The following is a 25,147-nucleotide window of genomic DNA, read 5'->3' on the forward strand; positions in this document are numbered from 1 at the left end:
AGGTCATGAAAGGAATTATTCTAGCCGGAGGATCCGGAACTCGCTTGTATCCTATTACTCGTGGCGTTTCCAAGCAGTTACTGCCAGTCTATGATAAACCAATGATTTATTATCCTTTGTCTGTGCTTATGCTTGCTGGTATTAGGGAGATATTGATTATTACAACTCCCGAGGATAGTACCGCTTTTCAGCGATTATTAGGTGATGGTAGTGATTTTGGTATATCGTTGCAATACGCTGTGCAACCTAGTCCAGATGGTTTGGCTCAGGCTTTTCTGATTGGGGAGTCTTTTATTGGGGATGATAATGTTTGTCTGGTGTTAGGAGATAATATCTTTTTTGGACAACATTTTACTGTAGCGCTTAAAGAGGCAGCGGAAGCCGTTGCTGAGAAAGGAGCAACCGTTTTTGCTTATAAAGTAAGAGATCCTGAGCGATTTGGTGTTGTGGAGTTTGATGAAAGCTTTCGAGTACGGTCTATCGAAGAAAAACCTAAGCAACCTAAGTCGAATTATGCGGTAACGGGGTTGTATTTCTATGATAATCGAGTGATTGATTTTGCCAAAAAAATTAAACCCTCTGCCCGTGGTGAATTAGAAATTACAGATATTAATGACTTATATCTACAAGATGGTTCTTTAAATGTACAGTTACTTGGTCGAGGGTTTGCTTGGTTAGATACAGGAACGCAAGAGAGTTTGCATCAAGCAGCTGCATTTGTACAAACAGTACAGAATATTCAAAATATGCAAGTGGCGTGTTTAGAAGAAATTGCATGGCGTAATGGTTGGTTGAGTGATAGGCAGTTGATGGCACAAGCGCAAAAAATGGCTAAGAATGAGTATGGACAATATCTTTTGCGCTTATTGTGTGATGGTCAGGGTAAGCGATGACAAAGCGTGTGTTGCTCACAGGGGCTAATGGGCAGATAGGAACTTGGTTATATCAGCGATTGAGGGAGGATACTCAATATGAGTTATTCGCTTTTAATCGAACGGAACTTGATATCACGGACGAGTCATTGGTTAAGCAGCTGATGGCTACTGTAAAGCCAGATGTGGTGATTAATGCTGCGGCTTATACGGCTGTCGATAAAGCAGAAAGCGAAGTGGATAAGGCGATGCAGGTTAATGTGGAGGGGGTTAAGTATTTAGCCCAAGCCGCCAAACAACATGATGCACTATTAGTGCATTTATCCACGGATTATGTCTTTCGTGGTGATAGTGATGTTCCTTATGTAGAGCAAGATAAGCCTTCACCACTCACACATTATGGGCGTAGTAAGTGGTTGGGAGAGGAGGCTGTTATTGCAGAGAGTCCTGCTTATATTATTTTGCGAACAGCATGGGTATTTGGCGAATATGGGCATAATTTTGTGAAAACCATGTTGCGCTTGGGGGCAGAACGAACTCATCTCAATATCGTCAATGATCAATTGGGTGGACCTACCTATGCGGGTGATATTGTTAATGCTATTTTAGTGATATTGCAGCGATACTTTACGGATGGTTCTAGGATAAAGAGTGGGATATATCATTTCACAGGAATACCTTATATGAGTTGGTATGATTTTGCTAAGGCAATTTTTATTGAAGCAGTGGCTCAAGGCGTGTTACAGCAAGCACCGACAGTGAGCGCTATTTCGAGTGCAGCATATCCAACGCCTGCACAACGCCCTGCTAACTCACGATTAGCGCTAGATAAAATTGCAAAAGACTTTGGTATCGCTCCGAGTGATTGGCAAGCTGCTTTACAACAGGTAATCAGTGATTATAAAAAGAAGATACAGGAATAGAAATGAAAGTTATTGATACAAGCATCCCCGATGTGAAGCTACTAGAACCTCGAGTCTTTGGTGATGAAAGGGGTTTTTTTATGGAAACTTTTCGTGACCAATGGTTTCGAGAGCATGTCGCTGATCGAGTATTTGTTCAAGAAAATCATTCCTTATCAAGAAAAGGTATTTTACGAGGACTGCATTACCAAACGGAGAATGCACAAGGGAAATTGGTGCGTGTGGTGGTGGGAGAGGTTTTTGATGTGGCAGTCGATTTGCGTCAAAGCTCACCGACTTTTGGGCAATGGGTAGGGGAAGCTCTTTCTGCTGAGAATAAACGTCAGTTATGGGTACCTGAAGGCTTTGCGCATGGGTTTTATGTATTGAGTGAGGTGGCTGAGTTGCTCTATAAATGCACAGATTACTATAACCCTAGTGCAGAGCATACTTTACTGTGGAATGATGAAATGGTGGGGGTTAACTGGCCTTTGAATGGAGAGCCAGTTTTGTCGGAGAAGGATAAAAAAGGGAGAAAATTGCTAGGATAATAATAGCATAGGGGTGGTATATAAAATTAAAAATCCGTACACTTAATACGATGAAATTCTTTCTGGAGTGATTATGCATTTTAACTTTGCCAATATAGGTAAGATTCAAAAGGCAGATATTGAATTAAAACCTTTAACGATTTTTATTGGTAAAAATGGTAGTGGCAAGACTTATGCTGCAACGGCATTATGGACAGTGATTTCATATATCAAAAAGCAGACCGCGAGACAGCTTCTGTCGAGAAAAACCTACCAAGATCTTGAAAATGCGTTTTATGCAACATTAAAAACACTATCGAATGAATCCACTACAGAGTTAAGCATTTCATTGCAGGAATTGGAAGACATCGTTTATGAGGTTAATAGCCATCTTCAGCAAAGTTTCTCCGAACTACTTAAGAGAACTTTTAATGCTGATGTTTTTCAAGAGGCTACTCTTTACTTACGTAACGAGATTTTAGGGCCGTTGAGGGTATATTTCCGAGTAGTTAAGAAGAATCACTTATTGATAGATAAGGAAGAGCATACTGGTACACAATTGGATATTAATTTTCTCTTAACAGAGACTTATCGGCAGGGATATACATTCTTGTCTAGTGCCATCAATGAGTTATTGTTCCCTAGGAGTAGTGGTATTGAGAGATAGTGCAACCAGTGAGCAGATATTGAACTTTTTGATAAAAGAGGTGATAGAAATTGCCGTTTTTTATCGATTATCTAAACAGTTCACTCGACTGATGTATATGCCAGCAGCAAGAACAGGGCTAATGTTTGGCTACCATAATATTGTGCAAAATGACTTTCGGAAGAACAATGAACAATGGAGTCTTCAAGTAGAGTCTATCAATAGAGATAATGCTGAATTAACCATGCCTTTGAAGAGTTTTGTTGCGGATTTGAATGATCTTCGACATTATCACAGTTATCACCAGAATCACGGGCTGATTAATCCTTTGGAAACACGGCTGATGGAGGGCAATATCTGCATCAATCCGGATAAGCAAATTTATGAATTTAAACCAGAGGGATTGCAAAATTCCCTTCCTTTGTCGGCTAGCTCATCCTTAGTGACGGAGCTGGCTGCATTATCTATTCAATATAATCAGCTTAATAATCACTCGAGTTTTGTTATTTTTGAGGAACCCGAAGCACATTTACATCTGTCAGCGCAAAGGGAAATGGCAAAGTTAATCGTTGGTTTGGTTAATCAAGGAACATATGTTTTACTCACGAGTCATAGCGATACTTTTTTACAGCAAATCAATAACCTAGTACTTTTGAATCGATTGCAAGACCAAGCATTATTAGAACAACTGCAAATTAAAGACTATGAAACGTTATCAGCAGAAAAGGTAGCACTATATGACTTTAAGGTAGAAGAGGGTAAAACCAATGTTCAACGTATTGAATGCGGTGAGTATGGCTTTGTTGCACCTTCAATTAATGAAGAGTTGTTTCAGTTATTACAAGAAACTAACTTAATCCTTGATAGAGTGAGTAAAGATGAACAAGACACAGCAGTTACAACGGACAAAGAAGGTAGTTAATGAATTATTAAATGCATCCTACGTATCATTTGAGGAGGGAACATTTTTTATAGAGGAGATGGTTGACTCAGGAAAGGGAAGAAGTTTCTTTCATTCAACGGCTCCCGTATTATTGATGAAATCTAATCATCAAGGTCCTTTAATATGGGCTTTGGATAATAAGAAATGTGCAGAAGGGGGATTCATTGTTTTTAATGATGATGGTTTGACATTGCACTTATTAGAAATGAAGAGTCAATTGAGAAGGAGAGATTGGTCTCGCGTTAAAGAACAGTTAATGGGGATGTATTTAGCCTCAATTGCCATTATGCATATTTTGCGGCTGGAATGTCCTATTTCTGTGATAGCATATGTGGCGTATACGGAAGACAAAACTCAGCAAAGAGATGAGCGTTCTTACATCAATAATAAAACGATAAATCCAGCACAAGATATTGAATTGCGAGAGTGGTCTCAAGGCAAACTTCATTTGCCCCATGGCATAGTCGCTGAGATCAGAAAAGGATTGAGGAACAGTACAGGGGATATTGATTTTGGATGGGTGAATTAAGATATTAACTGCTACTTTAGCAGAGTGGTTTGTTTGCATTGATAGGTAGAAAAGATTGTTTAACATTAATATGAGGATTTGTTTTGCTCATTAGGTGATGAAAAACCTCTACTTTTCTATGAGAGAGAGTTTTTTCAAAATTGGTGCCAAGAATTACCTCATTCACCATTTTTGTGGCATCACCAAATGTTAGGAAGGTAGAGTTAGTAACGTTGCAATACTGAATGTCTTTTGATGAAATATTGGAAAGTTTGATGCTTCGGAATTCTTCTTCATCAATAAAAGCGAAGTCCTTAAATAGGTAACGTATGTATTCTAATGCTTGATAGTCATCAGAAGAAAGAGGCTGCTGGTGAAAGTATTTTTCTAATTGCATTAATGCTATTTTTAGTTGATTTAATCGCAGAGATTGCCATGCATTGCTTGAATGAACTTGTCTGAGTGTAATACCAAACAATTTTTGATTATGAGTGTTAAGTTCAAAGTTAATTTTCTTGGTATCGGTATATTCATCAATCATTGTTACATAGACCACTTGATATAGTGAGGGGGCAATAGGTGGTGTCCTGACAGCGCTAATTTTGTTAAGTATATTATCAGTAGAGACAAGAGTGGCTAATTTTCTGTAAGAAGGAGCCTCTTGGAAGTAGGAGTCTTGGATGTTTGGGTGTCGTAGCCAGTTCCCATGTTTATTAAATATTAAACAGCATCCAGATGCTTCTACACCATTTTCTTTTCCATAAAGTCGGAACTGATTTAAGTCATTTACTCTTGTTGAGAAACAGGTAAAAAATGCTAAACGGCGATGAGAAAATGTGTACTGATTTATGGAACTGGAAGTTTGGTTTAACAGAGAAAGAAGACTTTTCCCTTCTTGAGGATCATTCATATAGGTAGCACTGTTCATTCGTAAATCTTGCCTAGACTGTTGGATTCCTAAGAGGATTTCCGTTACAGCGGGGCTGGTATAGTGCGCGATAGGTGTATTGTCTAACTCTGCAGGGAGTATGTGTAATACAGCAAGAATGCTGCTTAATACATCGGTAAACTTAATTTTTTCTGATTGATTGTTAAATAGTTTGTTGTGGATAGTTTGTTTTTTCGATTCAAAGTATTCATCAAAACGCTCTAAACAAAAGAGTATTTCTTGATATTTTAGGGTAAAAACCTCTTCTATGTGCAAAAGTTCATCATCTGTAAGATTGAATTCACTTAGTAGAGAAATTCCTTTTTTGCAGTTTTCTAATGCATCACAAAGAAGATTGTGTTTTACTTCCTTATCTGAAACATATTGGCTAAGATCCTTTTGACATACAGCTAGATGATATAGGAAAGTTGCTTGTGAATCATTTTGTGTTTGATTGGAATTTTCTAAGTTATGTTGAGTTAAAAAAGCAATCGTGTCTTCCAGTATACTCTTAGCGATTTGCTTGTTAGATAGTGTTCTTGCTTGCATAAAACTCACTATGCTGAGCATGTTTAATGATGCTAAGACCTCTTCTTCTGGATGCTTGATGGAGTCTTCTGCAAGGTGATAAACAGAGTTTTTAAAGAATTCTCTTGCTTGTTGGCAATAGATTAGTTGTTTTTCAGGGATGTGATGAAACTGCATTTTAGCGAAGTATGCACAACCTAACCAAAAATTAGCACGGGCTATTTCTATAGTTAATCCTTCGTTTTTTGCACTTTGTAGCTGAGATTTAAAGTGATGTATTGCATGATGGATAATGTTTAGAGTATTGTTATTTTGAAGATATAAAGCCTCTTCTAAAAAACATCGACCTATCCAAGAGTTTGCTTGAGATACGTTATCTCCAGGTTGTTCTAGTGTTTCTGCAAGGGATAAAAATGTTAGAAAAGAGGAGCGTGCTTTCTGTAAATAGATAATTTTATTGTCATCTTCATAGGTATCCGCTTGCAAGAAGAAACAGTGAGCATATAGGTGATGTACCTTGATTTGCTCATGAATCATATCGATGGGATTCGAGATATTGTTAGAAAAACTTAATTTCTTGTTTAATTGTTCTCTAGCTTTTTCGAAAAAAAATGTTTGTTCCTCGTTATTGGTACTGCTTCTAGCCTTAGCTAAAAAGGTTTGATAAAGCCAGTAGTAAGTACTGAGATTGTTAGAGGTATAAATATGTTGGTTGCTGTTACACTCTTTAATCGCTTCTGCTAAAGATACGAGATCTTCAAAATATTGATGTGCTTGATCTAAAAGCTGATGGGATTGTTGTGACTTATTGAGTGTGGTCGCTTCAGTATAGGTAATCTGACCTAATAGGGAGTTGATATTGTATTGCGATTGCAACTTGTTTGATAGGATGTGGTTTTGATAAGCGTAATCTAGACTTTTTTTTAAATAAGTTTTTGCTAAGGCGAGCCTTCTATTTTGTCGATGAAGGATTTTTTTAGCTAATTCAAAATGACAGTAAGCTAACCAATAGTAGGTATTAAATAGAGAGAGGTTGTCTTCTTCTGAAGGACGAGTCTTAAATTGGTATTGTAGTAATCTACGCAAGCAGCTTAGATTAGGAATTGCTTCCTTGTAACGATGGTTGTGTAGTAATTCTTCAATAAGCTCAATCATAATCACCCCTCAAACCCATTCGGATTCTTTTGTTGCCAGTTCCAACTATGTTTGACCATGTCCTCTAGTGTATATTGCGCTTGCCAACCTAGTTCGCGAGTGGCTTTTTCTGGATTAGACCAATAAGCCGCAATATCGCCAGGGCGACGAGGGGCGAGTTTATAGTTAATTGTGATGCCATTCTCTTTTTGGAATGCATTGACAATATCTAAGATAGAGTAACCCACACCTGTTCCTAGATTCCAGATATGACATCCTGTCGAATGATTTAAAAAGTCTAGTGCTTTTAAGTGTCCAATCGCTAAATCAACTACATGGATGTAATCACGCACCCCAGTCCCATCATGTGTTTCATAATCAGAGCCAAACACAGAGAGTTCAGGTAATTTACCAATAGCGACTTGTGTAATAAATGGCATTAGATTATTAGGAATTCCATTGGGGTTCTCTCCAATTAAACCACTAGGATGTGCACCAATAGGATTGAAGTAGCGAAGGATGCCAATTGACCAGTCTGGTGCTGATTTAGCAAAGTCCTCGAGAATTTGCTCTACCATCAGTTTTGATGTCCCATAAGGGCTGGTTGGGCGAGATGTAGGGCAGGTTTCAGGGATTGGCACAATAGCAGGGGTGCCATAAACAGTTGCGGATGAACTAAAGACTATACGATGTACTCCAGCAGCTTGCATCGATTCTAATAAGGTAATAGTACCAGCAACATTGTTGTCGTAATACATCAGCGGATTTTGTACGCTCTCGCCCACCGCTTTAAGACCTGCAAAGTGAATCACGGCATCAATTTTACGTTGATTGAAGGTCTTGTCTAAGCAATCTCTATCACGAATATCACCCTTAACTAAGGTGGTTTTTTGTTGAGTGATAGCTTCTACTGCTGATAGGGCTTTAGGTGAGCTATTACAGAAGTTGTCTAAGATAAAAACAGAGTGATTATTATTAAGTAGCTCAACAACAGTATGTGAGCCGATATAGCCGGCTCCGCCAGTGACGAGGATGTTCATTATCTATTATATTAATTATAGAGAAAGTTTGGTAGATACATGGTAGCGAGAAGGATGAAATGTTATTTTCTACTTTGTAAAAGAGTGAAAATTTACCATCGCTTTGCTATTCATAGGGTGTAGGTTATTGTACAATCTGCAATAGTACCATTTTCAATAAAAGGCATAAAAATGAAAAATTTTGCACTTATTGGTGCCGGCGGTTATATTGCACCTCGACATATGCAAGCTATTAAGGCTACGGGTAACAAGTTGGTTGCTGCTTATGATGTTAACGACTCTGTTGGGATTATGGATAGCCATAATCCTGATGCTGAATTCTTCACAGAATTCGAGCGTTTTGACCGTTTTGTAGATAAGATTCGTCGTGCTAATGATGCTCGTAAGATTGATTATGTGTCTATCTGTACGCCAAACTATCTGCACGATTCTCATATGCGCTTTGCTTTGCGATCTGGCGCAGATGCCATTTGTGAAAAGCCACTCGTGTTGAACCCATGGAATATTGATGGCTTATTAGATATTGAGAAAGATACAGGACAAAAAGTCAATACTATTCTTCAATTGCGCGTGCATCCTGCAATTATTGCTTTACGTGAGAAAGTACAAAATTCATCTAAAGATAAGAAATATGATGTGGATTTAACTTATATTACTTCTCGTGGGAAGTGGTATCTTCAGTCTTGGAAAGGGGACGTGAAGAAATCAGGCGGTATTGCGACAAATATCGGTGTACATTTTTTTGATATGTTGCATTATATTTTTGGTGCATTACAGCAGAATGTTGTTCATTTGTGTACAGAAACTAAGGCAGCAGGTTATTTAGAGTATGAAAATGCTCGCGTGCGTTGGTTCTTGTCGGTGGACTTTGAAGATGTTCCTGCTAAACAACAGGATGAGGGGCAGCGTACATTCCGTTCAATTACTGTGGATGGTGAAGAGATTGAATTCTCAGGAGGTTTTACCGATTTGCATACTCGTAGTTACGAGGAAATTCTGGCAGGTCGTGGCTTTGGTTTAGAGGAAAATCGCACGGCAATTACTACAGTAGCACATATTCGTAATGCTGATATCGCACCATTAACTGGTGATTATCATCCATATTTGAAAAAATAATGAGTTTCTATAAACATGAAAGTGCCATTATTGACGATGGCGCAGTAATTGGAGAGGGCTCTCGTGTATGGCATTTTGCACATGTCTGCGCTGGGGCTCGCATTGGCAAAGGCGTATCTTTAGGTCAGAATGTTTTTGTGGGCAATAAGGTCAGTATTGGGGACCATTGCAAAATTCAAAACAATGTCTCTGTGTACGATAATGTATACTTAGAAGAGGGCGTGTTCTGTGGCCCGAGTATGGTCTTTACTAATGTCTATAATCCTCGTTCCTTAATTGAGCGAAAAAGTGAGTACCGGGATACTTTTGTCAGAAAAGGCGCTACATTAGGTGCAAACTGTACCATTGTTTGTGGGGTAACCGTAGGCGAATTTGCTTTCGTTGGTGCTGGTGCGGTTATTAATAAAGATGTTAAACCTTATGCCTTAATGGTAGGAGTTCCAGCCAAACAAATCGGTTGGATGAGTGAGTATGGTGAGCAGTTGGATTTGCCTGTTGAAGGTGATGGCGAAGTGGTGTGTTCTCATACTGGCGCAAAATATATTTTACGTAATTCATTTTTAAGCAAAGAGTAAATCATGCAATTTATTGATTTGGCAGCACAACAAGCACGTATTAAAGATCAAATTGATACAAATATCCAGAAAGTCTTAGCTCATGGGCAGTATATCTTGGGGCCAGAGGTCTCTGAATTGGAAGAAAAGCTTGCGGCTTACGTGGGTGCTAAGTACTGTATTTCTTGCGCGAATGGGACAGATGCATTGCAGATTGCATTGATGGCATTAGGCGTTGGTGTAGGTGACGAGGTTATCACGCCAGGATTTACTTATATTGCTACGGCAGAGACGGTTGCTTTGCTTGGTGCTAAGCCTGTATATGTCGACGTAGACCCTAAGACATATAACTTAGACCCAGCTCTACTAGAAGCGGCTATTACACCAAAAACTAAGGCAATTATCCCGGTTTCTCTATACGGTCAATGTGCTGATTTTGATGTTATCAATGCTATTGCTGCAAAACATAGCTTGCCTGTTATCGAGGATGGAGCACAGAGTTTTGGTGCTACCTATAAAGGTTGTAAGTCATGTAACCTAACGACAATTGCTTGTACGAGTTTCTTCCCTAGCAAACCTCTTGGTTGTTATGGTGATGGTGGTGCAATTTTTACCAATGATGAGCAGTTAGCCATTGTGCTACGTCAGATTGCGCGTCATGGACAAGATCGTCGTTATCATCATATTCGTGTGGGAGTGAACAGTCGCTTAGATACTTTACAGGCTGCTATTTTATTGCCTAAATTAGCCATTCTTGATAATGAGGTTCAGTTACGTCAAGAGGTGGCTGATCACTATAATCGCCTTTTTGCAGAGGAGGGTGTTGATACTACGCCTTTCATTGAGTCTCATAATACGAGTGTATATGCACAGTATACTATTCGAGTTAAAAATCGCGATCAGGTGATTGCCAAGTTAAAAGAGGCGGGTATTCCTACTGCCGTTCATTATCCTATCCCTTTAAATAAACAGCCTGCCGTTGCTTCTGCTGCAATACTGCCTGTCGGTGATTTAATTGCCGAAGAAGTGATTAGTCTACCATTCCATCCTTATATGAGTAAGGCTGATGTGGCTAAAGTTGTTGGAGCTTTTTTAAAAGGGTAGAAGTTGATTGTACGAAAATGGTTAATAGGTTGCTTAGTAATACTAACTTTCTGTCTTATTGGTTGGTATATTCATGCTTTTAATAGTGATAAAGGTATGGATGGGGGCGGTGTTTATGTAACTGCTGATACTAAAGAGATATATCAACGACTCAAGAATAGTTTAAATATTGACTATCCTGGCTATGGGGTTAGTGACTATGGCGACAATGATGTTGCTCATATTCCTAAAGCGTATGCAATGGTCTTGTCTTCGGAACTATTGCAGTATTATAAATCTTTTGGTAAGTATGACCTGACACTAGCCAATAAAGCGGGTCGTTGGCTTTTAGACAATTATGATCTTAATAAAGATGGTATAGCTGGTTGGGGAGTACCTATAGCTTGGGACGCTTTTGGTGATGGAACTGTTAATCCTGCTAACTCAGAATATACTATTACCACAGGGATTGTATTAAATGCGTTGTTAGATTGGGTAGAATTAGCCCCTGATACTGCCCCTAAACAAGAAATTTTTCAACGTATTCGTGCGGCAATAGAGCCCTATCTGGACGATGCTATTTTTTCGAACTCTGGACTTTTTAATTATTCTTTAACAAGACAGGACAGAAAATATAATGTATTTAATGCTGCCGCTTATATGGCGGGACAAATGCAGCGTTTTCATCGCTTTTTGGAAGATGATTATTTGAAGAAAAGAATTGAAAAAGTTACTGATAGGGTCATGTTGGCTCATTTTTATTTTAAGCAAATTGACGCTAATGGGGGATGGTTTTGGTCGTACTCTATTGAGGAGGCGAATACACCAAACGATTTGGCTCATGCAGGTTATGTTATTGAGGGTATTTTGAGTTACATGGATAACCAAGGTAACTTAGCGGGTTTATTCGATAGAGCGGCCATATTAAAGCATTTGGAATTGTTTGCAAATACAGATTATTCGGAATGGTTTTTTTTGCCTCATACTTATGGAAGTAAGCCACTTGGTGCGAGATTATACGGTTTGGGCTTTACGTTGCATATTTTGTCTAAGTATTTTGCTGAGGATGACAGAATCTCTCCATTAATTGCTTTTTTAGAAAAGTATAGACAAGGTGAAGAATACAGTAGATGGCAAAATGAAAAAATAGTTATTACAGAGTATTTGACGTATGTTATGTATGGTTTGGCGTCAGTGGATGCTTACCCCATCATAAACAATACGGTTTTTTTAAAAAAAGCGGAGCAGTCAGGTGCTGTCTTAGAGGATGATTCTTATAAAAATGAAGTCCCTATTGCGTTAGCGAGTTTTTTAGATGGAGTCAAGGTATCTTTATCAAGGAGTACTTTGCAAACAAACATAGCCTTTGAAGGTCACAAGGTTTTGTTAGATAAAATACAAGCAGTGCCCCTTAAAATTATTGAGGATGGTGACCGTTATCTTGTTTTGATGCGAGAATTGCTGACTAATCATCTGTACTTGGTATCTTTGAATAAGTTGAATTTACAAGTTACTTATCAGTATATTGATGATTATACTGATTCGTTTCTAGATTTTAGAGAGGGTCTTTTTCACCAAGAACAGTTACTAATAGTGGCGTATGATAGTTTACGAGGCAGAAATATTTTAAAAGTATTTGTTGAGAATGACAGAGAGTTTAAAGAAAAACAAACTATTGAGTTACCTTCTGTCAAGGATCCTGCGGGTTCTACGTATGAGGTAATACCTAAGTTTTTTTTATTACCGAGTTATCACGAAAAATTTAGGGTTCATATCATGGCAGGTCAGTTGTACATGATATATGATGGACATTCTCTTATAGAGAAACCATTGGTAGATGATATAGAAGTATTTGTTGAGGTTATAAAAAACCATCATGATGAGTTGTTTGCTTTAGTTAAAACTACAATGTCACTGTTTGCTATATATGATTTTCAGAAAAATCAGATTGTACATTCTTTTGAGTATGGGGATATTCCCTTCAATCTTGACTTTTATGGTAATCGAGTCCAGTATCAATTGTTAAATACTAAAAATGATATAAAAGAGTTATTTATCAAAGACTTTTTGGCTAACAAAGCAAATGGTATTTTATATTTAGGCAGTAATAATATAGAGGGGTGGAGTGCTTGGGCACAAGTTTATTATTTAAATGGTTTACTTAGTTTTTTAGAGTTAGCCCGTGACGATATAGATTTTTTTGAAGTTTTTAAAGATTATGTGATATTTGTAAAGCGTAGAGTAGAACTGGAGATGTTGCTGTTAACACATCAGCTGAATTCCGCTGACGGATTGCGGGTGCGAGTTTTTAGTGTGGACAGAAGTTTAGCTACGTTTGCTGTACAGAGTAGTCGATTTGCCCTGTTGTATAAACGTTATCTTCGGTTATTCCCCCATGATACTTCAGCAAAAGAAGCTTTACGAGTTTTGGATAATGAGGTGGTTCATTTAACTAATCACATGGAGGTGTTAGAGAAGGGAGTTGGAAAAACAGTCTCTAAGCAGTGGAATAGTGAAGATGCTTATTATCTTGCATGGCCTTATGGTAATGCGTTTTATTTTGATGGTGTACCAGTACCTTATAATCATCAAAATGAATGGGCAACTTATGTAATACAAACAGATAAACATGAGGTTGCGGATAGTGTCATTAATCTATTTGTTAATCATATTACTGACTATCGCAAGCGGGAAGGGTTACCTAAAAAAGCAATCTGGCCGTATTGGTGGGCGAAGGCCTGGGAAGGTTGGAGTGAACAAGAAGAAATATCAGTTAATAAGCCTACTTATGCTGGAGATAAAGGTGATGGTTGGATTTCTTTTAGAACGATTGATACTATTGCAATGCTGAAATTGTTCGCAGCTAGACATGAGTACCAGTATGTGAATCAAGTAATGGATTTTGTTCGAGAAGGAGATGTATATCCTTTTGTCGCAAAAGAGTTAATTTCTTTTAATCGTGTACCTGTTTTTTTAGATAGTACCATTTCTAGATTTATTCGCTTTACATCTCCTTGGGAGCTGGATAATGTTGTCTGGTCATATTTTGGTTTTATCAAGAAGATGAACAAAACATATTGAGTGAAGAGATGCGTAGCAATTGGCAGGACTTTTTTAAAAATACATTTACGATAGCACTTGGTTCTGGATTTGCACAATTAGTCACAGTTTTGGTTAGTCCAATTCTGACCAGACTTTTTTCTCCCGAGGATTTTGGTCTATTAGCATTGTATGGTGCTATGGTGTCTGTGCTAACAACGGTTGCAACTTTACGTTACGAGCAGACTATTGTTTTGCCTGATAGCGATAAAAAATCAATGGCGTTAGTCGTTTTGTCATTATTAATAACGACTGGTTTGAGCGTTTGTGTATTTTTATTAATCTGTATATTTGAAGAGAAAGTTGTTAGCACCTTTAGAGTGACAAATATAGTAGATATTCTATATTGGGTACCTTTGGCATTGTTTGGTAACGGAGTCTATCAAACCTGTAGTTACTTTTCTATCAGAAAGAAGCAGTTTAAGCAGATTTCGGGTGCACAAATCACGCAATCTTTGGTGGCGGCATCTGGACAAGTTGGTATGGGGTTAATCTCTATCAAAGGGGGGTTGATTTTAGGGCAGCTTTTGGGATTATTTGGTGCTTGTATCATCTTGGGTAGAACGTTGCATAGGATGATTTGTGCATCCTCATCTAAAGTAACAGGGAAGGATTTATTTGGCGTGGCAATTGAGTATAGGAGTTATCCGACATTTTCTCTAATAGGAGCTTTATCTAACTCTCTTTCAGCACAACTACCTATTTTTTTTATCGTACGTTATTTTGCTGATAGTGTAGTAGGCATATATGCATTTTCTTACAGAATAGTGACTTTACCCATAAGTATTTTGGGGCAGGGAGTATCGCAGGTTTTTTTGCAGAGAATTTCTACATTACAACATACACATCCAGAAAGAATTTATGGTGAAGTATGTAAAATGTCAGCTGTTTTGTTTGTGCTGATGTTACCTGTTGCTATTGCGGTGTGGGTTTGGGGAGAGAGTTTATTTGCAATGGTATTTGGAGAGCTTTGGAGGGAAGCTGGTGGTGTTGCTGGTATGTTGATCATTGCCGTTATCTTTCGTTTTCCTGTGAGTGCTTTAAGTGGTGTACTCGTTTTGAAAGAAACTTTGAAGTTTGGAGTTGCTTGGCAAATGGTTTATTTATTGACGTTATTAATTACTTTAATGTGTTTGCAATCATTTTCATTTCATGCATTTTTGATTGTTTTTGTATCTCATGAGGTATTACAATCCCTTGTGTACTTATGGTTTATTTTAAAAGGTGCGAGGAAATTAGGTCATGTTAAATAAATTTAATGATGAGAGTCGGCAGTTTTCTCCGTCGGGTATATGGTGGAGCTCTTTTTTTGCTGCACTGAGTGTATTGTTGCCTTCAGCACCTTTTATGCAGGGTATGACTGTTGTTAGACCTTTGATTGTGGCCGGAATTCTTTTTTTCTGTGCAATACTCATTTTTTTTGCGTCAAGAGAAAAAACTCAGAATCAACAGTGGAGTTTGCCAGCAGATAATTTGGTGAGTACTAAATTTATTATTGTTAGTCTTATTGGATATGTTTTATGGATGCTATGTAGTGGATATTGGTCGTCAGGTAAAGAATATAGTGCTTTTCAATATTCGCAACGAGGGTTAGTTTATTTGATGCCAATGGTTTTTGTAGCATGGCTAGCAAGTCGTCATAAGAAAGCGGTGGAATGCGTGTTGTCTTTGGTAGGGGTTATTACCCTTATTGTGTATTATCAAAACATTGCAGCAGAAGGATTTGCTATGCGAGCAATCCTGCTATGTTTGAGTTGTTTTTTTATCGCCTTACTTGCGACAAAATCGATAAAGCCTGAATTATGGTTAATCGGTTTGGTCGGATTGGCAAGTATTTTGAAGTTTAATCAGATATTAGAGGGATTTCCTGTAGACTTGAATTTTTATGGAATAAAGGTTGGCAATTTGGTTATATACCAAGAGACAACAATGTATATTGGGTTTAGTGCAATATTTTTTTTATTAAAGTTTTACCATCATCGGAAAAAAAATAGCCTAGTTCAATCTATGTTTTTGGGGCTTTTTTTATTTGCCTTGTTATCTGTTTTTGATTCTGCGGCAAGATCTGCGATGGTTGCTTTGTCAGCGATTGTGTTGCTTTCTCTATATGGACAACCATCACGTACTAAAGTATCAATTATTTTGACTCTTATAGCAACTTTATGTATTTATCAATGGTTTTTTCCTTCGACGGGGATATATAGAATTGTTCAGATTAAAGATGATTTAACTTATCAGGTGAGTGAACAATTATTATCTTTAAATTCGATTGCAGTTGATGGAGTTGATTCTAGTTTAAGAATATTTTTATATACTTCTGTTGTGCAACAGTGGTTAGGTTCTATTGAGAGCATTGTATTTGGTAATGGATTGGCTTCTTTTCCTGTGTATATTGGAAAAGCATTAGAGTTGGGGTGGTACCCTCATAATTTTATTTTGGAGACCCTATCTGAAGGAGGGTTGATTGGTGCTTTTTTCTTGTCGATTGTTCTATTATCAGTTATCGTTAGATTTTTTAAGGAGCAGAAAACAGGTAGCTACTTAATGTATACAGCCATTTATGTGCTGTGTGTATATATGTTTATTGGTGGTATTCAAGTAATACACTTCATATTGTTTACCCCTTTATGTTTTTTATTTGCGATATTTAATAGGGTAAATACATAAAATGAATATTTTGCATTTAACCCACACCGATATTCGTTCTGACTCTCGAATTTTGAAAGAGATGGGTTGTTTAGCAAGGGAATATCCAGCTGCTAATATACTTGGATTGGGTATTATGCTAGAGGAGGAAGTTCATAAGACGGAGGAGTCTCTGCCTTTTGATGTTGTTTCTTTTAAGCTAATGAGTCGAAAGTGGTTTTTGTTGCCCAAAGCGATTCGTCATATCTTTATTTTAATAGAGTTAGTGATGAGGATGTTACTTCGTGCTCTCAAACATAAGCCACGGGTTATCCATTGTCATGATACAGTAGTTTTACCGCTTGGATGGTTACTTAAAAAACTCACGAAAGCAAAATTAATATACGATGCTCACGAGTTGGAGTCAGATAAAAATGGGCAAACTCCTTTAATGAGTAAGGGGACGTTGTGGATTGAGAAATTTGTCTGGCCTTGTGTAGATGCACTTATTGTTGTGAGTCCTTCAATTGCAGGGTGGTATGAACGGCATTTGGGTGTTGTAAAAACAGAAGTTGTTATGAACTCACCATATATTGATACTCAATTTCGGGAAGTGAACGCTTTTTATCTAAGAGATAAATTTAATATACCGCTTGAGGCTAAAATTTATATTTATATCGGTATATTAGGGTATGGCAGGGGTATTGAGTTAATTTTAGAGGTTTTTAAAAAAACGACTACTCAATCGCATGTTGTATTTTTAGGTTATGGTGAGTTAGCAGCACGTATTAAGCAGGATGGTCTGGATTATCACAATATTCATTATCATGAAGCTGTGCCTCATTCTCAAGTGGTAGGTATCGCAAGAAGTGCTGATTTTGGTTTTTGTCTCGTGCAGAATGTATCATTAAGTGATTATTATTGTTTACCCAATAAACTGTTTGAATATGCTTTTGCGGGTCTACCAGTGCTAGCCTCAAATTTTCCTGATATTTCTGCGCTGGTACAGGAGTATGATCTAGGTAAGTGTATTGAGTTAAGTATGACTAGTATTGGTGAAACTCTAGATTCACTTCAATTTCAAGAGAAGAAAATGATTAATACTTTGAGTTTGTATCCTTTAAGTTGGCAGGCTCAAGAGGAAAAAATTATCAATTTATATCATCAGTTATCAAAAGAGAATAGGTAAGTTATATGTGCGGCATTTTTGGTGTTATTGCGCAGCAAGCAATTGTTAAAGAAGATTTTAAAAAACTTGTTCAGCATTCTCGTCAACGGGGACGCGATTCAAGCGGTTTGGTGTATTTAGAAAATCATCAATATCGTATTTCACGAGCGGATTATGATGTGGTTAAATTGTTATCTAAAGAGAGACCTTATCATAGCCACGTGATATTGGGACATAGTCGGTTGATTACCAATGGTTTAGGTGATAATCAACCTGTGATTAGAGGGGATATCTGTGCTATTCATAATGGCATCATCGTAAATGATGATGAAGTTTGGGACAAATTAAAGGTTAATCGACAATATAAAATTGATTCGGAGGTGATTGTCGGTATTGCAGAGGAAATGCTGCAATATAATGCGAGCATAGAAGATATTCCGGCTAGGGTTTTAAGTTTATGTAAAGGAATTATTGCCTGCGCCTTGATGCTGCCAAGCAAGGGAAAATTATTACTCTTTTCAAATAATGGCAGTTTATATACGGGAGTAAAAAATAAACAAGTTTATTTTGCTTCAGAACGCTATGCGTTGGATTTGATTCATTGTGAAAATATACAACAGATTAAGGAAGATAGTGTTATTCTGGATATTCCCACCTCGGTGATGCCTTTTGTTGTGGAGGATCAGAAGAGTCGGAAAGAAAATCTTATTCCTGAGTTTATTTTTAATGCTCAGGAAGAGGCACTGTTAAAATACGAGCATCCTAATTTAAAACGCTGTACACGTTGTGTGTTGCCAGAGACGATGCCGTTTATTCGCTTTGATGAAGAGGGTGTTTGTAATTATTGCCATCATTATGAACCTCGTAATAATCCCAAACCAAAAGAGGAGTTATTTAAACTTGTGGAGCCTTATCGTCGAGCAGGGAAGGAGTTAGACTGTATTGTACCTTTTTCAGGGGGGAGAGACAGCTGTTATGGGCTTCATTTAATTGTAAATGAATTGAAGATGAAGCCTGTGACCTATACTTATGATTGGGGGATGGTAACAGATTTGGGGCGTCGAAATATTAGTAGAATGTGTGCGCAATTGGGCGTTGAAAATATTATTGTTGCAGCAGATATTTCTAAAAAAAGAGACAATATTCGTAAAAACCTAAAGGCATGGTTAAAATCCCCCCATCTTGGAATGATGGCGATGTTAACGGCTGGTGATAAGCATTTTTTCCGTTATGTTGAGCATATTAAAAAACAAACAGGAATTAATTTAAATCTGTGGGGAGTAAATCCGCTGGAAGTAACTTATTTCAAAACAGGCTTTTTGGATATACCTCCTGATTTTGAGGAGAAGCGTGTTTATAGCCATGGCTGGAGTAAGCAATTGGTTTATCATAAACAACGCTTTAAAGCGATGCTGGAGAGTCTGGGTTATTTTAATACATCATTGTGGGATACTTTGTCAGGGGAGTACTATCGTAGCTTTACTGAGAAAAAAGATTATTACCATTTGTTTGATTATTGGCGATGGGACGAGGAAGTTGTTGATGATACACTTTTAAATCAATATGATTGGGAAAAAGCAATAGATACAACGACAACATGGCGTATTGGTGATGGGACTGCCGCTTTTTATAATTACGTCTATTACACCGTAGCTGGTTTTACTGAACATGATACATTCCGTAGCAATCAAATTAGAGAGGGACAAATGACGCGAGAGAAAGCGTTGTCTCTAATCGCAGAGGAAAACAAACCACGTTATCAAAATATCCGCTGGTATTTGGATACATTAAATATGGATTTTGCTAGTGTAATTAGTGTTGTTAATAATATTCCTAAGCTTTATAAGGAATAATATGAATATTTGGTGTATTTCTAAATACGCAAGCCCTGCTAAGTATGCTAAGTCGCCGGCCCGCCTTTTTCATTTTTGCCAAGAATGGCAAAAATTAGGGCATGAGGTACACCTGTTTACTTCAGACTCTAATCATTTGGCACATTTTCCTGAAACAGCACAGGTTTACGAAAAAGAGTATATAGAGGGTGTTTGGGTGCATTGGTTTAAAACTAAGAAGTATTCGAAGACGGCTTCTATTGCACGTATTTTGAGTTGGTTTGACTTTGAAAGACGTTTATTTGGTTTTAAGCATCAACAGTTAAATCCTCCAGATGTAGTGTTGGTATCATCACTCTCTATTTTTAGTATATTGTATGGATATTATTTAAAGAAAAAATATGGAGGAATTTTAGTATTTGAGGTTCGTGATATTTGGCCATTGACAATGACGGAGGAAGGAGGAATTTCAAAGTATCATCCTTTGACTTTGTTAATAGGTGCTATTGAAAAGTTTGGTTATAGGGTGGCTGACTTGATTGTGGGTACTATGCCTAAACTAGATGAACATGTCAGAACAATTATTAAAAAGCGTCATTTTAATTTTCATTGTGCACCTTTGGGTTTTCATCCAGAAAATTATGTAGAAAGTTCGGTAAAAAAAAATATTTTTGTGGGACAGTTTCCTGAAAATAAAATTATTGTTGGTTACGCAGGAAGTATGGGAATTACTAATGCCTTGGAACCATATATAGAGGCGATTTATCAGCTACAGCATAATAATCGTTTTCATTTTGTCTTGGTAGGAGGCGGTGATTTAAGAACTCAGTTTGAGGGTCGGTTAAAGGGATGTGAGAATGTTACTTTCTTGCCTCGTATTGAGCAGGAGCAGGTTAAAGATTTGTTAGCATGTTGTGATGTGTTGTATCTTTCTACCAAAAACTCTAAGGTATGGGAATATGGTCAGTCGATGAATAAGGTGGTGGAGTATATGCTAGCAGCGAAACCTATAATTGCATCTTATACGGGTTATCCATCTATGATTAATGAGGCAGAGTGTGGTTATTTTGTTAAACCTGAAGAGGATGAGTCTTCTTCAGAGGCTATTATTAGAGTCCTATGTGAGGTAGCTGAGATGCCAAAGAGTGAACAGAAAATGATGGGAGAAAGGGGGAAGCAATGGATTTATCAATATAGAACGTATGCTTTGTTAGCCCAACAATATCTCGAAAAAATAAAATCCATTCAAAGGTAATAAATAGTTATTTATGGCGTTATAAAGTTGACTGTGTTGGAGCTATTTAATGTACCGCTATTTTTTGAAAAGAGTTTTCGATTTTATAGTAGCTTTGGTTTTATTGATATTCTTAAGTCCTCTATTTTTAGTTACTATGATAGCGCTTTGGGTTGTGAATAGAGGTAACCCATTTTTCATACAGCGTCGCCCTGGTAAAGACGGTAAAATATTTAATATTATTAAATTTAAAACCATGAGTGATAGACGAGATGCTGAAGAGAATCTGTTACCCGATGCTGAGAGATTAACTAAAACGGGTAGAATTGTACGTAAAACTTCTTTAGATGAAATACCTCAGTTGCTCAATGTTATTAAAGGAGACATGAGTTTAATAGGACCTCGACCATTGTTGGAGGAATATTTACCGTTATACAATATGGCTCAAGCGCGTCGTCATGAGGTTAGACCGGGGATTACTGGTTGGGCACAAGTCAATGGACGTAATGCGATTTCTTGGGAAGAAAAATTTAAATTAGATGTCTGGTATGTAGATAATTTATCTTTTAGTATAGATATAATGGTTTTGTTGAAAACTATTAAGAAGGTGTTTATTCAAGAAAATATTAATGCTGATGGACATGTGACCATTGCAAAGTTTACAGGTAATCACGACAATGACTGATATTTTAGCGATTTATGGTGCCGGAGGTCATGGTAAAGTTGTTGCTGATTTAGCAGAGGAGTTGGGTTATCAGAAAGTCGTATTTTTTGATGATGAATATGCGGTAAAAAAGAAACTGGAGCATTGGGATGTTAAGGGTGATTTTGCCGCTTTATTGGCAGATGTATCAAAATATGCTGGCGTGATTGTTGCAATCGGTAATAATCGTGTAAGACTGGAGAAAATTACACTACTGATTAATAAGGGGGCTAATGTAATTTCGTTAATACACCCCACGGCAAATGTAAGTAGATATGTTTCGCTTGGTATAGGTAGTGTTGTGTGCTCTAATGCCAGTGTTAACGCATTCGCAAAAATTGGGATGGGTGCTATTATAAACACCAATGCCAGTGTAGATCACGATTGTGTTTTAGGACAGGGTGTTCACATTTGTCCAGGAGCAAGTTTAGCAGGCAATGTCATTGTAGGTGATTTTTCTTGGATTGGGATAGGAAGTAGTATTATTCAGCAGGTTTCTGTTGGGTGCGACTGTTTTGTTGCTGCTGGCAGTGTCGTTGTGAAAGATGTGTTGGATTCTCAAAAGGTTAAGAGTAATCCCGCCAAACCTTATTAATATTAAGAGCATATCATGTTAAATACTCCATTTTCTCCTTGGCCTTCCTTTACGCAAGAAGAGGCTGATGCTGTTCAGCGCGTGTTATTGTCAAATAAAGTGAATTATTGGACAGGGAATGAGTGTCGTCTTTTTGAGAAAGAATTTGCTGAATATGTGGGTACTAAATATGCTGTGGCTTTAGCTAATGGTACTTTGGCATTGGATTTGGCATTGAAAGCTATGGAAATTGGAGAGGGAGATGAGGTAATTGTGACTTCTCGCACTTTTTTAGCCTCTGTTTCCAGTATCATTAATGCAGGCGCAACCCCCGTATTTGCAGATGTCTCTGCAGATACACAGAATATTACGCCGGAAACTATTAAGGCTGTTCTAACGCCTAAGACGAAAGCTATTGTTTGTGTTCACTTAGCGGGCTGGCCTTGTGATATGGATGGGATTATGGCGATTGCAGATGAGCATAAGCTATGGGTCATTGAAGATTGTGCACAAGCTCATGGTGCGTATTATAAAGGCAAAGCAGTAGGGTCGATTGGTCATGTGGGAGCGTGGTCTTTCTGTCAAGATAAGATTATGACAACCGGTGGTGAAGGTGGTATGGTTACCACTAATGATAAAGCATTATGGAGCAAAATGTGGTCTTATAAAGATCATGGTAAATCGTGGGAAGCTGTTTACGAGCGTGAACATCCCCCAGGTTTTCGTTGGTTGCATGAGAGCTTTGGCACCAATTGGCGCATGACAGAAATTCAAGCCGTTATTGGTCGTATTCAAACTGCACGTATGCCTGCTTGGCATGCCGCACGGATAGCGAATGCTGAAAAAATCTGGTCACTCGCAAGAACATTAAAGGGTTTGCGAGTTCCTACGATTCCTAGTGATATTGTGCATGCAGCTTATAAGTGTTATGTATTGGTAGAAACTCACTTGCTAAAAGAGGGGTGGTCTCGTGATCGCATTATGGCTGAAATTAATGCACAGGGAGTACCGGTATATTCAGGCTCCTGTTCAGAAGTTTATTTAGAAAAAGCATTTGATGATAAGCCATATAAACCAAAAAAATCGTTACCTATTGCAAAAGAGTTAGGAGAAACGAGCTTAATGTTTTTAGTGCATCCTACGTTGACAGAAGCAGAGATTGAGAAAACTTTATTAGTGTTAAAGAGTGTAATGTTAGAAGCTACTGCGACTTAGTTTTTCTTATTATGTGATATAACACTAGGATTTCTTGAAGAAAATGTACGGTTTATAAAATGGCTTTTAATCGCAAATTCCGATCAACATTGATTTTTATTTATGATCTTTTAGCGGTGTTAGTTGCCTGGATAGGGGCATACTTACTTCGGTTTAATTTTGATGTGTCTGCGGTATTGAGCCACAATCCAATTACATGGATGTTATTCGTGTTATTGGTCACTCAATATTTCGCCTGTCGTATGGTGAAACTATATCGAGGGATGTGGGTGTTTGCGAGTATCCTAGACTTGTTGAGAGTTTTCAAAGCCATACTGATTTCATTTTTCGTCTTACTGGCATTAGCGGCTTTCGTGCGCAATGATGACATTATTCCTCGTAGTATTGTTGTACTTTATCCTGTCTTATTGTTGTTTTTAATGGGGGGGGCACGTTTTACTTGGCGTATTTATAAAGAGTATTTAAAGTACGGGCGTGGTGTAGGCAAGGGTAAACCTGTTGTTGTGATTGGTGCTGGTACCGCTGGTGCGATGTTGATTCGAGAGTTAGATCGTACCCAAGAGTGGAATGTGGTGGCGATTCTCGATGATGATCGCACTAAGTGGGGGCTGGAAATTTTAGGCTGCCGTGTGGTGGGAGCTGTCTGTGAATTACCTCATGTGTTGAGTGATTATAATGCGCAACATGTAATCATGGCGATGCCTACGGCTCCTGCAGACGTATTGCAGTCTATCGCAAAGATGGCTAGTGAGGCCAAGGCAAGTGTATTTACCGTTCCAGGTCTAGCTGAGTTGATGAGTGGGCGTGTAGCAGTGAATATCATGCGTCCAGTTAAGATTGAAGACTTGTTGGGACGTGAACCAGTGCGTATCAATTCTGAACATGTCGAGCAGATGCTTTCTGAAAAAACGGTATTGGTGACTGGTGCAGGTGGTTCTATCGGCAGTGAGCTATGCCGTCAAATCTCACGCTTTAATCCCAAACGTATCGTATTGGTGGAAACAAGTGAGTTTGCGCTTTATATGATCGAGCAGTGGTTCCGTGATCATCATCCAGAAATTCATATTGAACCGCTTACGGGTGATGTAAAAGACGCGGTACGGATGAACGACATTTTTGCTACTTGGCAACCTCAAATTGTTTTTCATGCGGCAGCGTTTAAGCATGTGCCTTTAATGGAGGTGGGTAATGCTTGGCAAGCAGTTCGTAATAATAGTGGTGGTACATTGACGGTGGCTGAGGCGGCAGTGAAGCACGGAGCCCAGAGGTTTGTATTAATCTCTACAGATAAAGCTGTAAATCCAACTAATGTGATGGGGGCAACAAAGCGTCTTGCAGAAATGCTTTGTGAATTGATGCAAAAGCAGTATGGTGATAAAACCATTTTTAATATGGTGCGTTTCGGTAATGTGTTAGGTAGTACCGGTAGTGTGATTCCTAAGTTTAAGGAGCAGATTGCACGAGGAGGTCCAATTACCGTTACCCACCCAGAAATTAATCGTTACTTTATGTCTATTCCTGAGGCTGCACAGCTCGTCTTGCAAGCCGCCTCGATGGGGCAAGGTGGAGATGTATTCGTATTGGATATGGGTGAGCCTGTCAAGATTGTGGATTTGGCGAGGAATATGATTCGTCTATCGGGATTTACGGAAGATCAGATTCGTATTGAGTATACAGGTCTTCGCCCAGGAGAAAAGCTGTATGAGGAATTATTGGCAGATGCAGAGGAAACCAGAGATACGCCACATCCTAAATTGCGCATTGCTCGTTCAAGAGATGTCGATGATAACCTATTGACGGAGTTCAAAGAGTGGATTAGTACGGAAGTAGTGTCTGATAACGATGTTCGTACTTGCTTAAAAAAATGGATTCCAGAATATACTGCGATGAATATTAGTCAGTGACGAATTATG

General features: G+C 38.1%; 21 protein-coding genes. 19 read left to right on the forward strand and 2 right to left on the reverse strand.

All coding sequences use genetic code 11. The annotated features are described in order from the left end of the window. The first annotated feature begins 5 nt into the window (after nucleotides 1-5). The 6 genes from rfbA (at nucleotide 6) to HKX39_RS01260 (ending at nucleotide 4,422) form a co-directional block, all read left to right on the forward strand. A complete protein-coding gene (rfbA, locus tag HKX39_RS01235; RefSeq protein ID WP_171679489.1) occupies nucleotides 6-893 on the forward strand; it encodes a glucose-1-phosphate thymidylyltransferase RfbA in 888 nt (295 codons plus the stop codon). Then, nucleotides 890-1,795, forward strand: a complete 906-nt coding sequence (gene rfbD, locus HKX39_RS01240) for a dTDP-4-dehydrorhamnose reductase (RefSeq protein WP_171679490.1) — start codon at nucleotides 890-892, stop codon at nucleotides 1,793-1,795. The genes rfbA and rfbD overlap by 4 nt, the downstream gene beginning before the upstream one ends. Beyond that, on the forward strand, nucleotides 1,792-2,325 hold the full coding sequence (gene rfbC / locus HKX39_RS01245) for a dTDP-4-dehydrorhamnose 3,5-epimerase (RefSeq protein WP_425500261.1): 534 nt from the start codon (nucleotides 1,792-1,794) through the stop codon (nucleotides 2,323-2,325). Before rfbD ends, rfbC begins: the two co-directional genes overlap by 4 nt. Nucleotides 2,326-2,398: 73 nt before the next feature. Continuing rightward, nucleotides 2,399-2,971, forward strand: coding sequence for an AAA family ATPase (locus HKX39_RS01250; protein ID WP_171679492.1), 573 nt, complete (start codon nucleotides 2,399-2,401; stop codon nucleotides 2,969-2,971). Next, nucleotides 2,961-3,872 (forward strand): AAA family ATPase, encoded by a 912-nt coding sequence (locus HKX39_RS01255; RefSeq protein WP_171679493.1) that lies wholly within the window; start codon nucleotides 2,961-2,963, stop codon nucleotides 3,870-3,872. Before HKX39_RS01250 ends, HKX39_RS01255 begins: the two co-directional genes overlap by 11 nt. Nucleotides 3,873-3,930: 58 nt before the next feature. Continuing rightward, nucleotides 3,931-4,422 (forward strand): hypothetical protein, encoded by a 492-nt coding sequence (locus HKX39_RS01260; protein ID WP_171679494.1) that lies wholly within the window; start codon nucleotides 3,931-3,933, stop codon nucleotides 4,420-4,422. 16 nt (nucleotides 4,423-4,438) lie between these two features. Here HKX39_RS01260 and HKX39_RS01265 read toward each other — a convergent pair whose 3' ends face one another. Further along, complete coding sequence (locus HKX39_RS01265) at nucleotides 4,439-7,012, reverse strand: hypothetical protein (protein ID WP_171679495.1); 2,574 nt, start codon at nucleotides 7,010-7,012, stop codon at nucleotides 4,439-4,441. Between the two features lie 2 nt (nucleotides 7,013-7,014). Then, nucleotides 7,015-8,031 carry a UDP-glucose 4-epimerase GalE gene (gene galE, locus HKX39_RS01270; protein ID WP_171679496.1) on the reverse strand — a complete coding sequence of 339 codons (1,017 nt, stop codon included), beginning with the start codon at nucleotides 8,029-8,031 and terminating at the stop codon, nucleotides 7,015-7,017. Nucleotides 8,032-8,202: 171 nt separating this feature from the next. Between galE and HKX39_RS01275 the strand changes: the two genes are divergently transcribed. Genes HKX39_RS01275 through HKX39_RS01335 form a run of 13 tightly spaced genes read left to right on the forward strand, consistent with a single transcriptional unit; the run spans nucleotide 8,203 to nucleotide 25,138 of the window. Beyond that, a complete protein-coding gene (locus HKX39_RS01275; RefSeq protein WP_171679497.1) occupies nucleotides 8,203-9,147 on the forward strand; it encodes a Gfo/Idh/MocA family protein in 945 nt (314 codons plus the stop codon). After that, the gene (locus tag HKX39_RS01280) at nucleotides 9,147-9,722 is read left to right on the forward strand and encodes an acyltransferase (RefSeq protein ID WP_171679498.1); all 576 of its coding nucleotides are present in this window, start codon (nucleotides 9,147-9,149) and stop codon (nucleotides 9,720-9,722) included. The genes HKX39_RS01275 and HKX39_RS01280 overlap by 1 nt, the downstream gene beginning before the upstream one ends. 3 nt (nucleotides 9,723-9,725) lie before the next feature. Further along, nucleotides 9,726-10,805, forward strand: coding sequence for a DegT/DnrJ/EryC1/StrS family aminotransferase (locus HKX39_RS01285; protein WP_171679499.1), 1,080 nt, complete (start codon nucleotides 9,726-9,728; stop codon nucleotides 10,803-10,805). 3 nt (nucleotides 10,806-10,808) lie between these two features. Beyond that, entirely contained in the window at nucleotides 10,809-13,865 is a 3,057-nt protein-coding gene (locus HKX39_RS01290) for a hypothetical protein (protein ID WP_171679500.1), read from the forward strand. 8 nt (nucleotides 13,866-13,873) lie between these two features. Next, nucleotides 13,874-15,136, forward strand: a complete 1,263-nt coding sequence (locus HKX39_RS01295) for a lipopolysaccharide biosynthesis protein (RefSeq protein ID WP_171679501.1) — start codon at nucleotides 13,874-13,876, stop codon at nucleotides 15,134-15,136. Continuing rightward, nucleotides 15,126-16,550, forward strand: coding sequence for an O-antigen ligase family protein (locus tag HKX39_RS01300; RefSeq protein ID WP_171679502.1), 1,425 nt, complete (start codon nucleotides 15,126-15,128; stop codon nucleotides 16,548-16,550). Before HKX39_RS01295 ends, HKX39_RS01300 begins: the two co-directional genes overlap by 11 nt. Before the next feature lies 1 nt (nucleotide 16,551). After that, nucleotides 16,552-17,697 carry a glycosyltransferase gene (locus tag HKX39_RS01305; protein ID WP_171679503.1) on the forward strand — a complete coding sequence of 382 codons (1,146 nt, stop codon included), beginning with the start codon at nucleotides 16,552-16,554 and terminating at the stop codon, nucleotides 17,695-17,697. A gap of 5 nt (nucleotides 17,698-17,702) precedes the next feature. Further along, nucleotides 17,703-19,529 carry a glucosamine 6-phosphate synthetase gene (locus HKX39_RS01310; RefSeq protein WP_171679504.1) on the forward strand — a complete coding sequence of 609 codons (1,827 nt, stop codon included), beginning with the start codon at nucleotides 17,703-17,705 and terminating at the stop codon, nucleotides 19,527-19,529. Nucleotide 19,530: 1 nt separating this feature from the next. Further along, nucleotides 19,531-20,763: a glycosyltransferase family 4 protein gene (locus HKX39_RS01315; protein ID WP_171679505.1), complete on the forward strand. Its 1,233-nt coding sequence runs from the start codon at nucleotides 19,531-19,533 to the stop codon at nucleotides 20,761-20,763. A 49-nt stretch (nucleotides 20,764-20,812) separates the two neighbouring features. After that, the gene (locus HKX39_RS01320; RefSeq protein WP_171679506.1) at nucleotides 20,813-21,427 is read left to right on the forward strand and encodes a sugar transferase; all 615 of its coding nucleotides are present in this window, start codon (nucleotides 20,813-20,815) and stop codon (nucleotides 21,425-21,427) included. After that, a complete protein-coding gene (locus HKX39_RS01325; protein ID WP_171679507.1) occupies nucleotides 21,420-22,040 on the forward strand; it encodes an acetyltransferase in 621 nt (206 codons plus the stop codon). Before HKX39_RS01320 ends, HKX39_RS01325 begins: the two co-directional genes overlap by 8 nt. Before the next feature lie 15 nt (nucleotides 22,041-22,055). After that, the gene (locus HKX39_RS01330; protein ID WP_171679508.1) at nucleotides 22,056-23,234 is read left to right on the forward strand and encodes a DegT/DnrJ/EryC1/StrS family aminotransferase; all 1,179 of its coding nucleotides are present in this window, start codon (nucleotides 22,056-22,058) and stop codon (nucleotides 23,232-23,234) included. A gap of 59 nt (nucleotides 23,235-23,293) precedes the next feature. Continuing rightward, nucleotides 23,294-25,138: a polysaccharide biosynthesis protein gene (locus HKX39_RS01335; protein ID WP_171679509.1), complete on the forward strand. Its 1,845-nt coding sequence runs from the start codon at nucleotides 23,294-23,296 to the stop codon at nucleotides 25,136-25,138. Nucleotides 25,139-25,147 lie beyond the last annotated feature (9 nt).

The sequence above is a fragment of the Pelistega suis genome (assembly GCF_013133795.1).
In the GTDB taxonomy this organism is placed as follows: domain Bacteria; phylum Pseudomonadota; class Gammaproteobacteria; order Burkholderiales; family Burkholderiaceae_B; genus Taylorella; species Taylorella suis.

What these genes read in the sequence shown, in the direction of transcription:
- rfbA (WP_171679489.1), top strand. Translation starts at nt 6, where the DNA reads ATGAAAGGAATTATTCTAGCCGGAGGATCCGGAACTCGCTTGTATCCT.
- rfbD (WP_171679490.1), top strand. Translation starts at nt 890, where the DNA reads ATGACAAAGCGTGTGTTGCTCACAGGGGCTAATGGGCAGATAGGAACT.
- HKX39_RS01250 (WP_171679492.1), top strand. Translation starts at nt 2,399, where the DNA reads ATGCATTTTAACTTTGCCAATATAGGTAAGATTCAAAAGGCAGATATT.
- HKX39_RS01260 (WP_171679494.1), top strand. Translation starts at nt 3,931, where the DNA reads ATGGTTGACTCAGGAAAGGGAAGAAGTTTCTTTCATTCAACGGCTCCC.
- HKX39_RS01265 (WP_171679495.1), bottom strand. Translation starts at nt 7,012, where the DNA reads ATGATTGAGCTTATTGAAGAATTACTACACAACCATCGTTACAAGGAA.
- galE (WP_171679496.1), bottom strand. Translation starts at nt 8,031, where the DNA reads ATGAACATCCTCGTCACTGGCGGAGCCGGCTATATCGGCTCACATACT.
- HKX39_RS01275 (WP_171679497.1), top strand. Translation starts at nt 8,203, where the DNA reads ATGAAAAATTTTGCACTTATTGGTGCCGGCGGTTATATTGCACCTCGA.
- HKX39_RS01280 (WP_171679498.1), top strand. Translation starts at nt 9,147, where the DNA reads ATGAGTTTCTATAAACATGAAAGTGCCATTATTGACGATGGCGCAGTA.
- HKX39_RS01285 (WP_171679499.1), top strand. Translation starts at nt 9,726, where the DNA reads ATGCAATTTATTGATTTGGCAGCACAACAAGCACGTATTAAAGATCAA.
- HKX39_RS01295 (WP_171679501.1), top strand. Translation starts at nt 13,874, where the DNA reads ATGCGTAGCAATTGGCAGGACTTTTTTAAAAATACATTTACGATAGCA.
- HKX39_RS01300 (WP_171679502.1), top strand. Translation starts at nt 15,126, where the DNA reads ATGTTAAATAAATTTAATGATGAGAGTCGGCAGTTTTCTCCGTCGGGT.
- HKX39_RS01305 (WP_171679503.1), top strand. Translation starts at nt 16,552, where the DNA reads ATGAATATTTTGCATTTAACCCACACCGATATTCGTTCTGACTCTCGA.
- HKX39_RS01310 (WP_171679504.1), top strand. Translation starts at nt 17,703, where the DNA reads ATGTGCGGCATTTTTGGTGTTATTGCGCAGCAAGCAATTGTTAAAGAA.
- HKX39_RS01315 (WP_171679505.1), top strand. Translation starts at nt 19,531, where the DNA reads ATGAATATTTGGTGTATTTCTAAATACGCAAGCCCTGCTAAGTATGCT.
- HKX39_RS01320 (WP_171679506.1), top strand. Translation starts at nt 20,813, where the DNA reads ATGTACCGCTATTTTTTGAAAAGAGTTTTCGATTTTATAGTAGCTTTG.
- HKX39_RS01325 (WP_171679507.1), top strand. Translation starts at nt 21,420, where the DNA reads ATGACTGATATTTTAGCGATTTATGGTGCCGGAGGTCATGGTAAAGTT.
- HKX39_RS01330 (WP_171679508.1), top strand. Translation starts at nt 22,056, where the DNA reads ATGTTAAATACTCCATTTTCTCCTTGGCCTTCCTTTACGCAAGAAGAG.
- HKX39_RS01335 (WP_171679509.1), top strand. Translation starts at nt 23,294, where the DNA reads ATGGCTTTTAATCGCAAATTCCGATCAACATTGATTTTTATTTATGAT.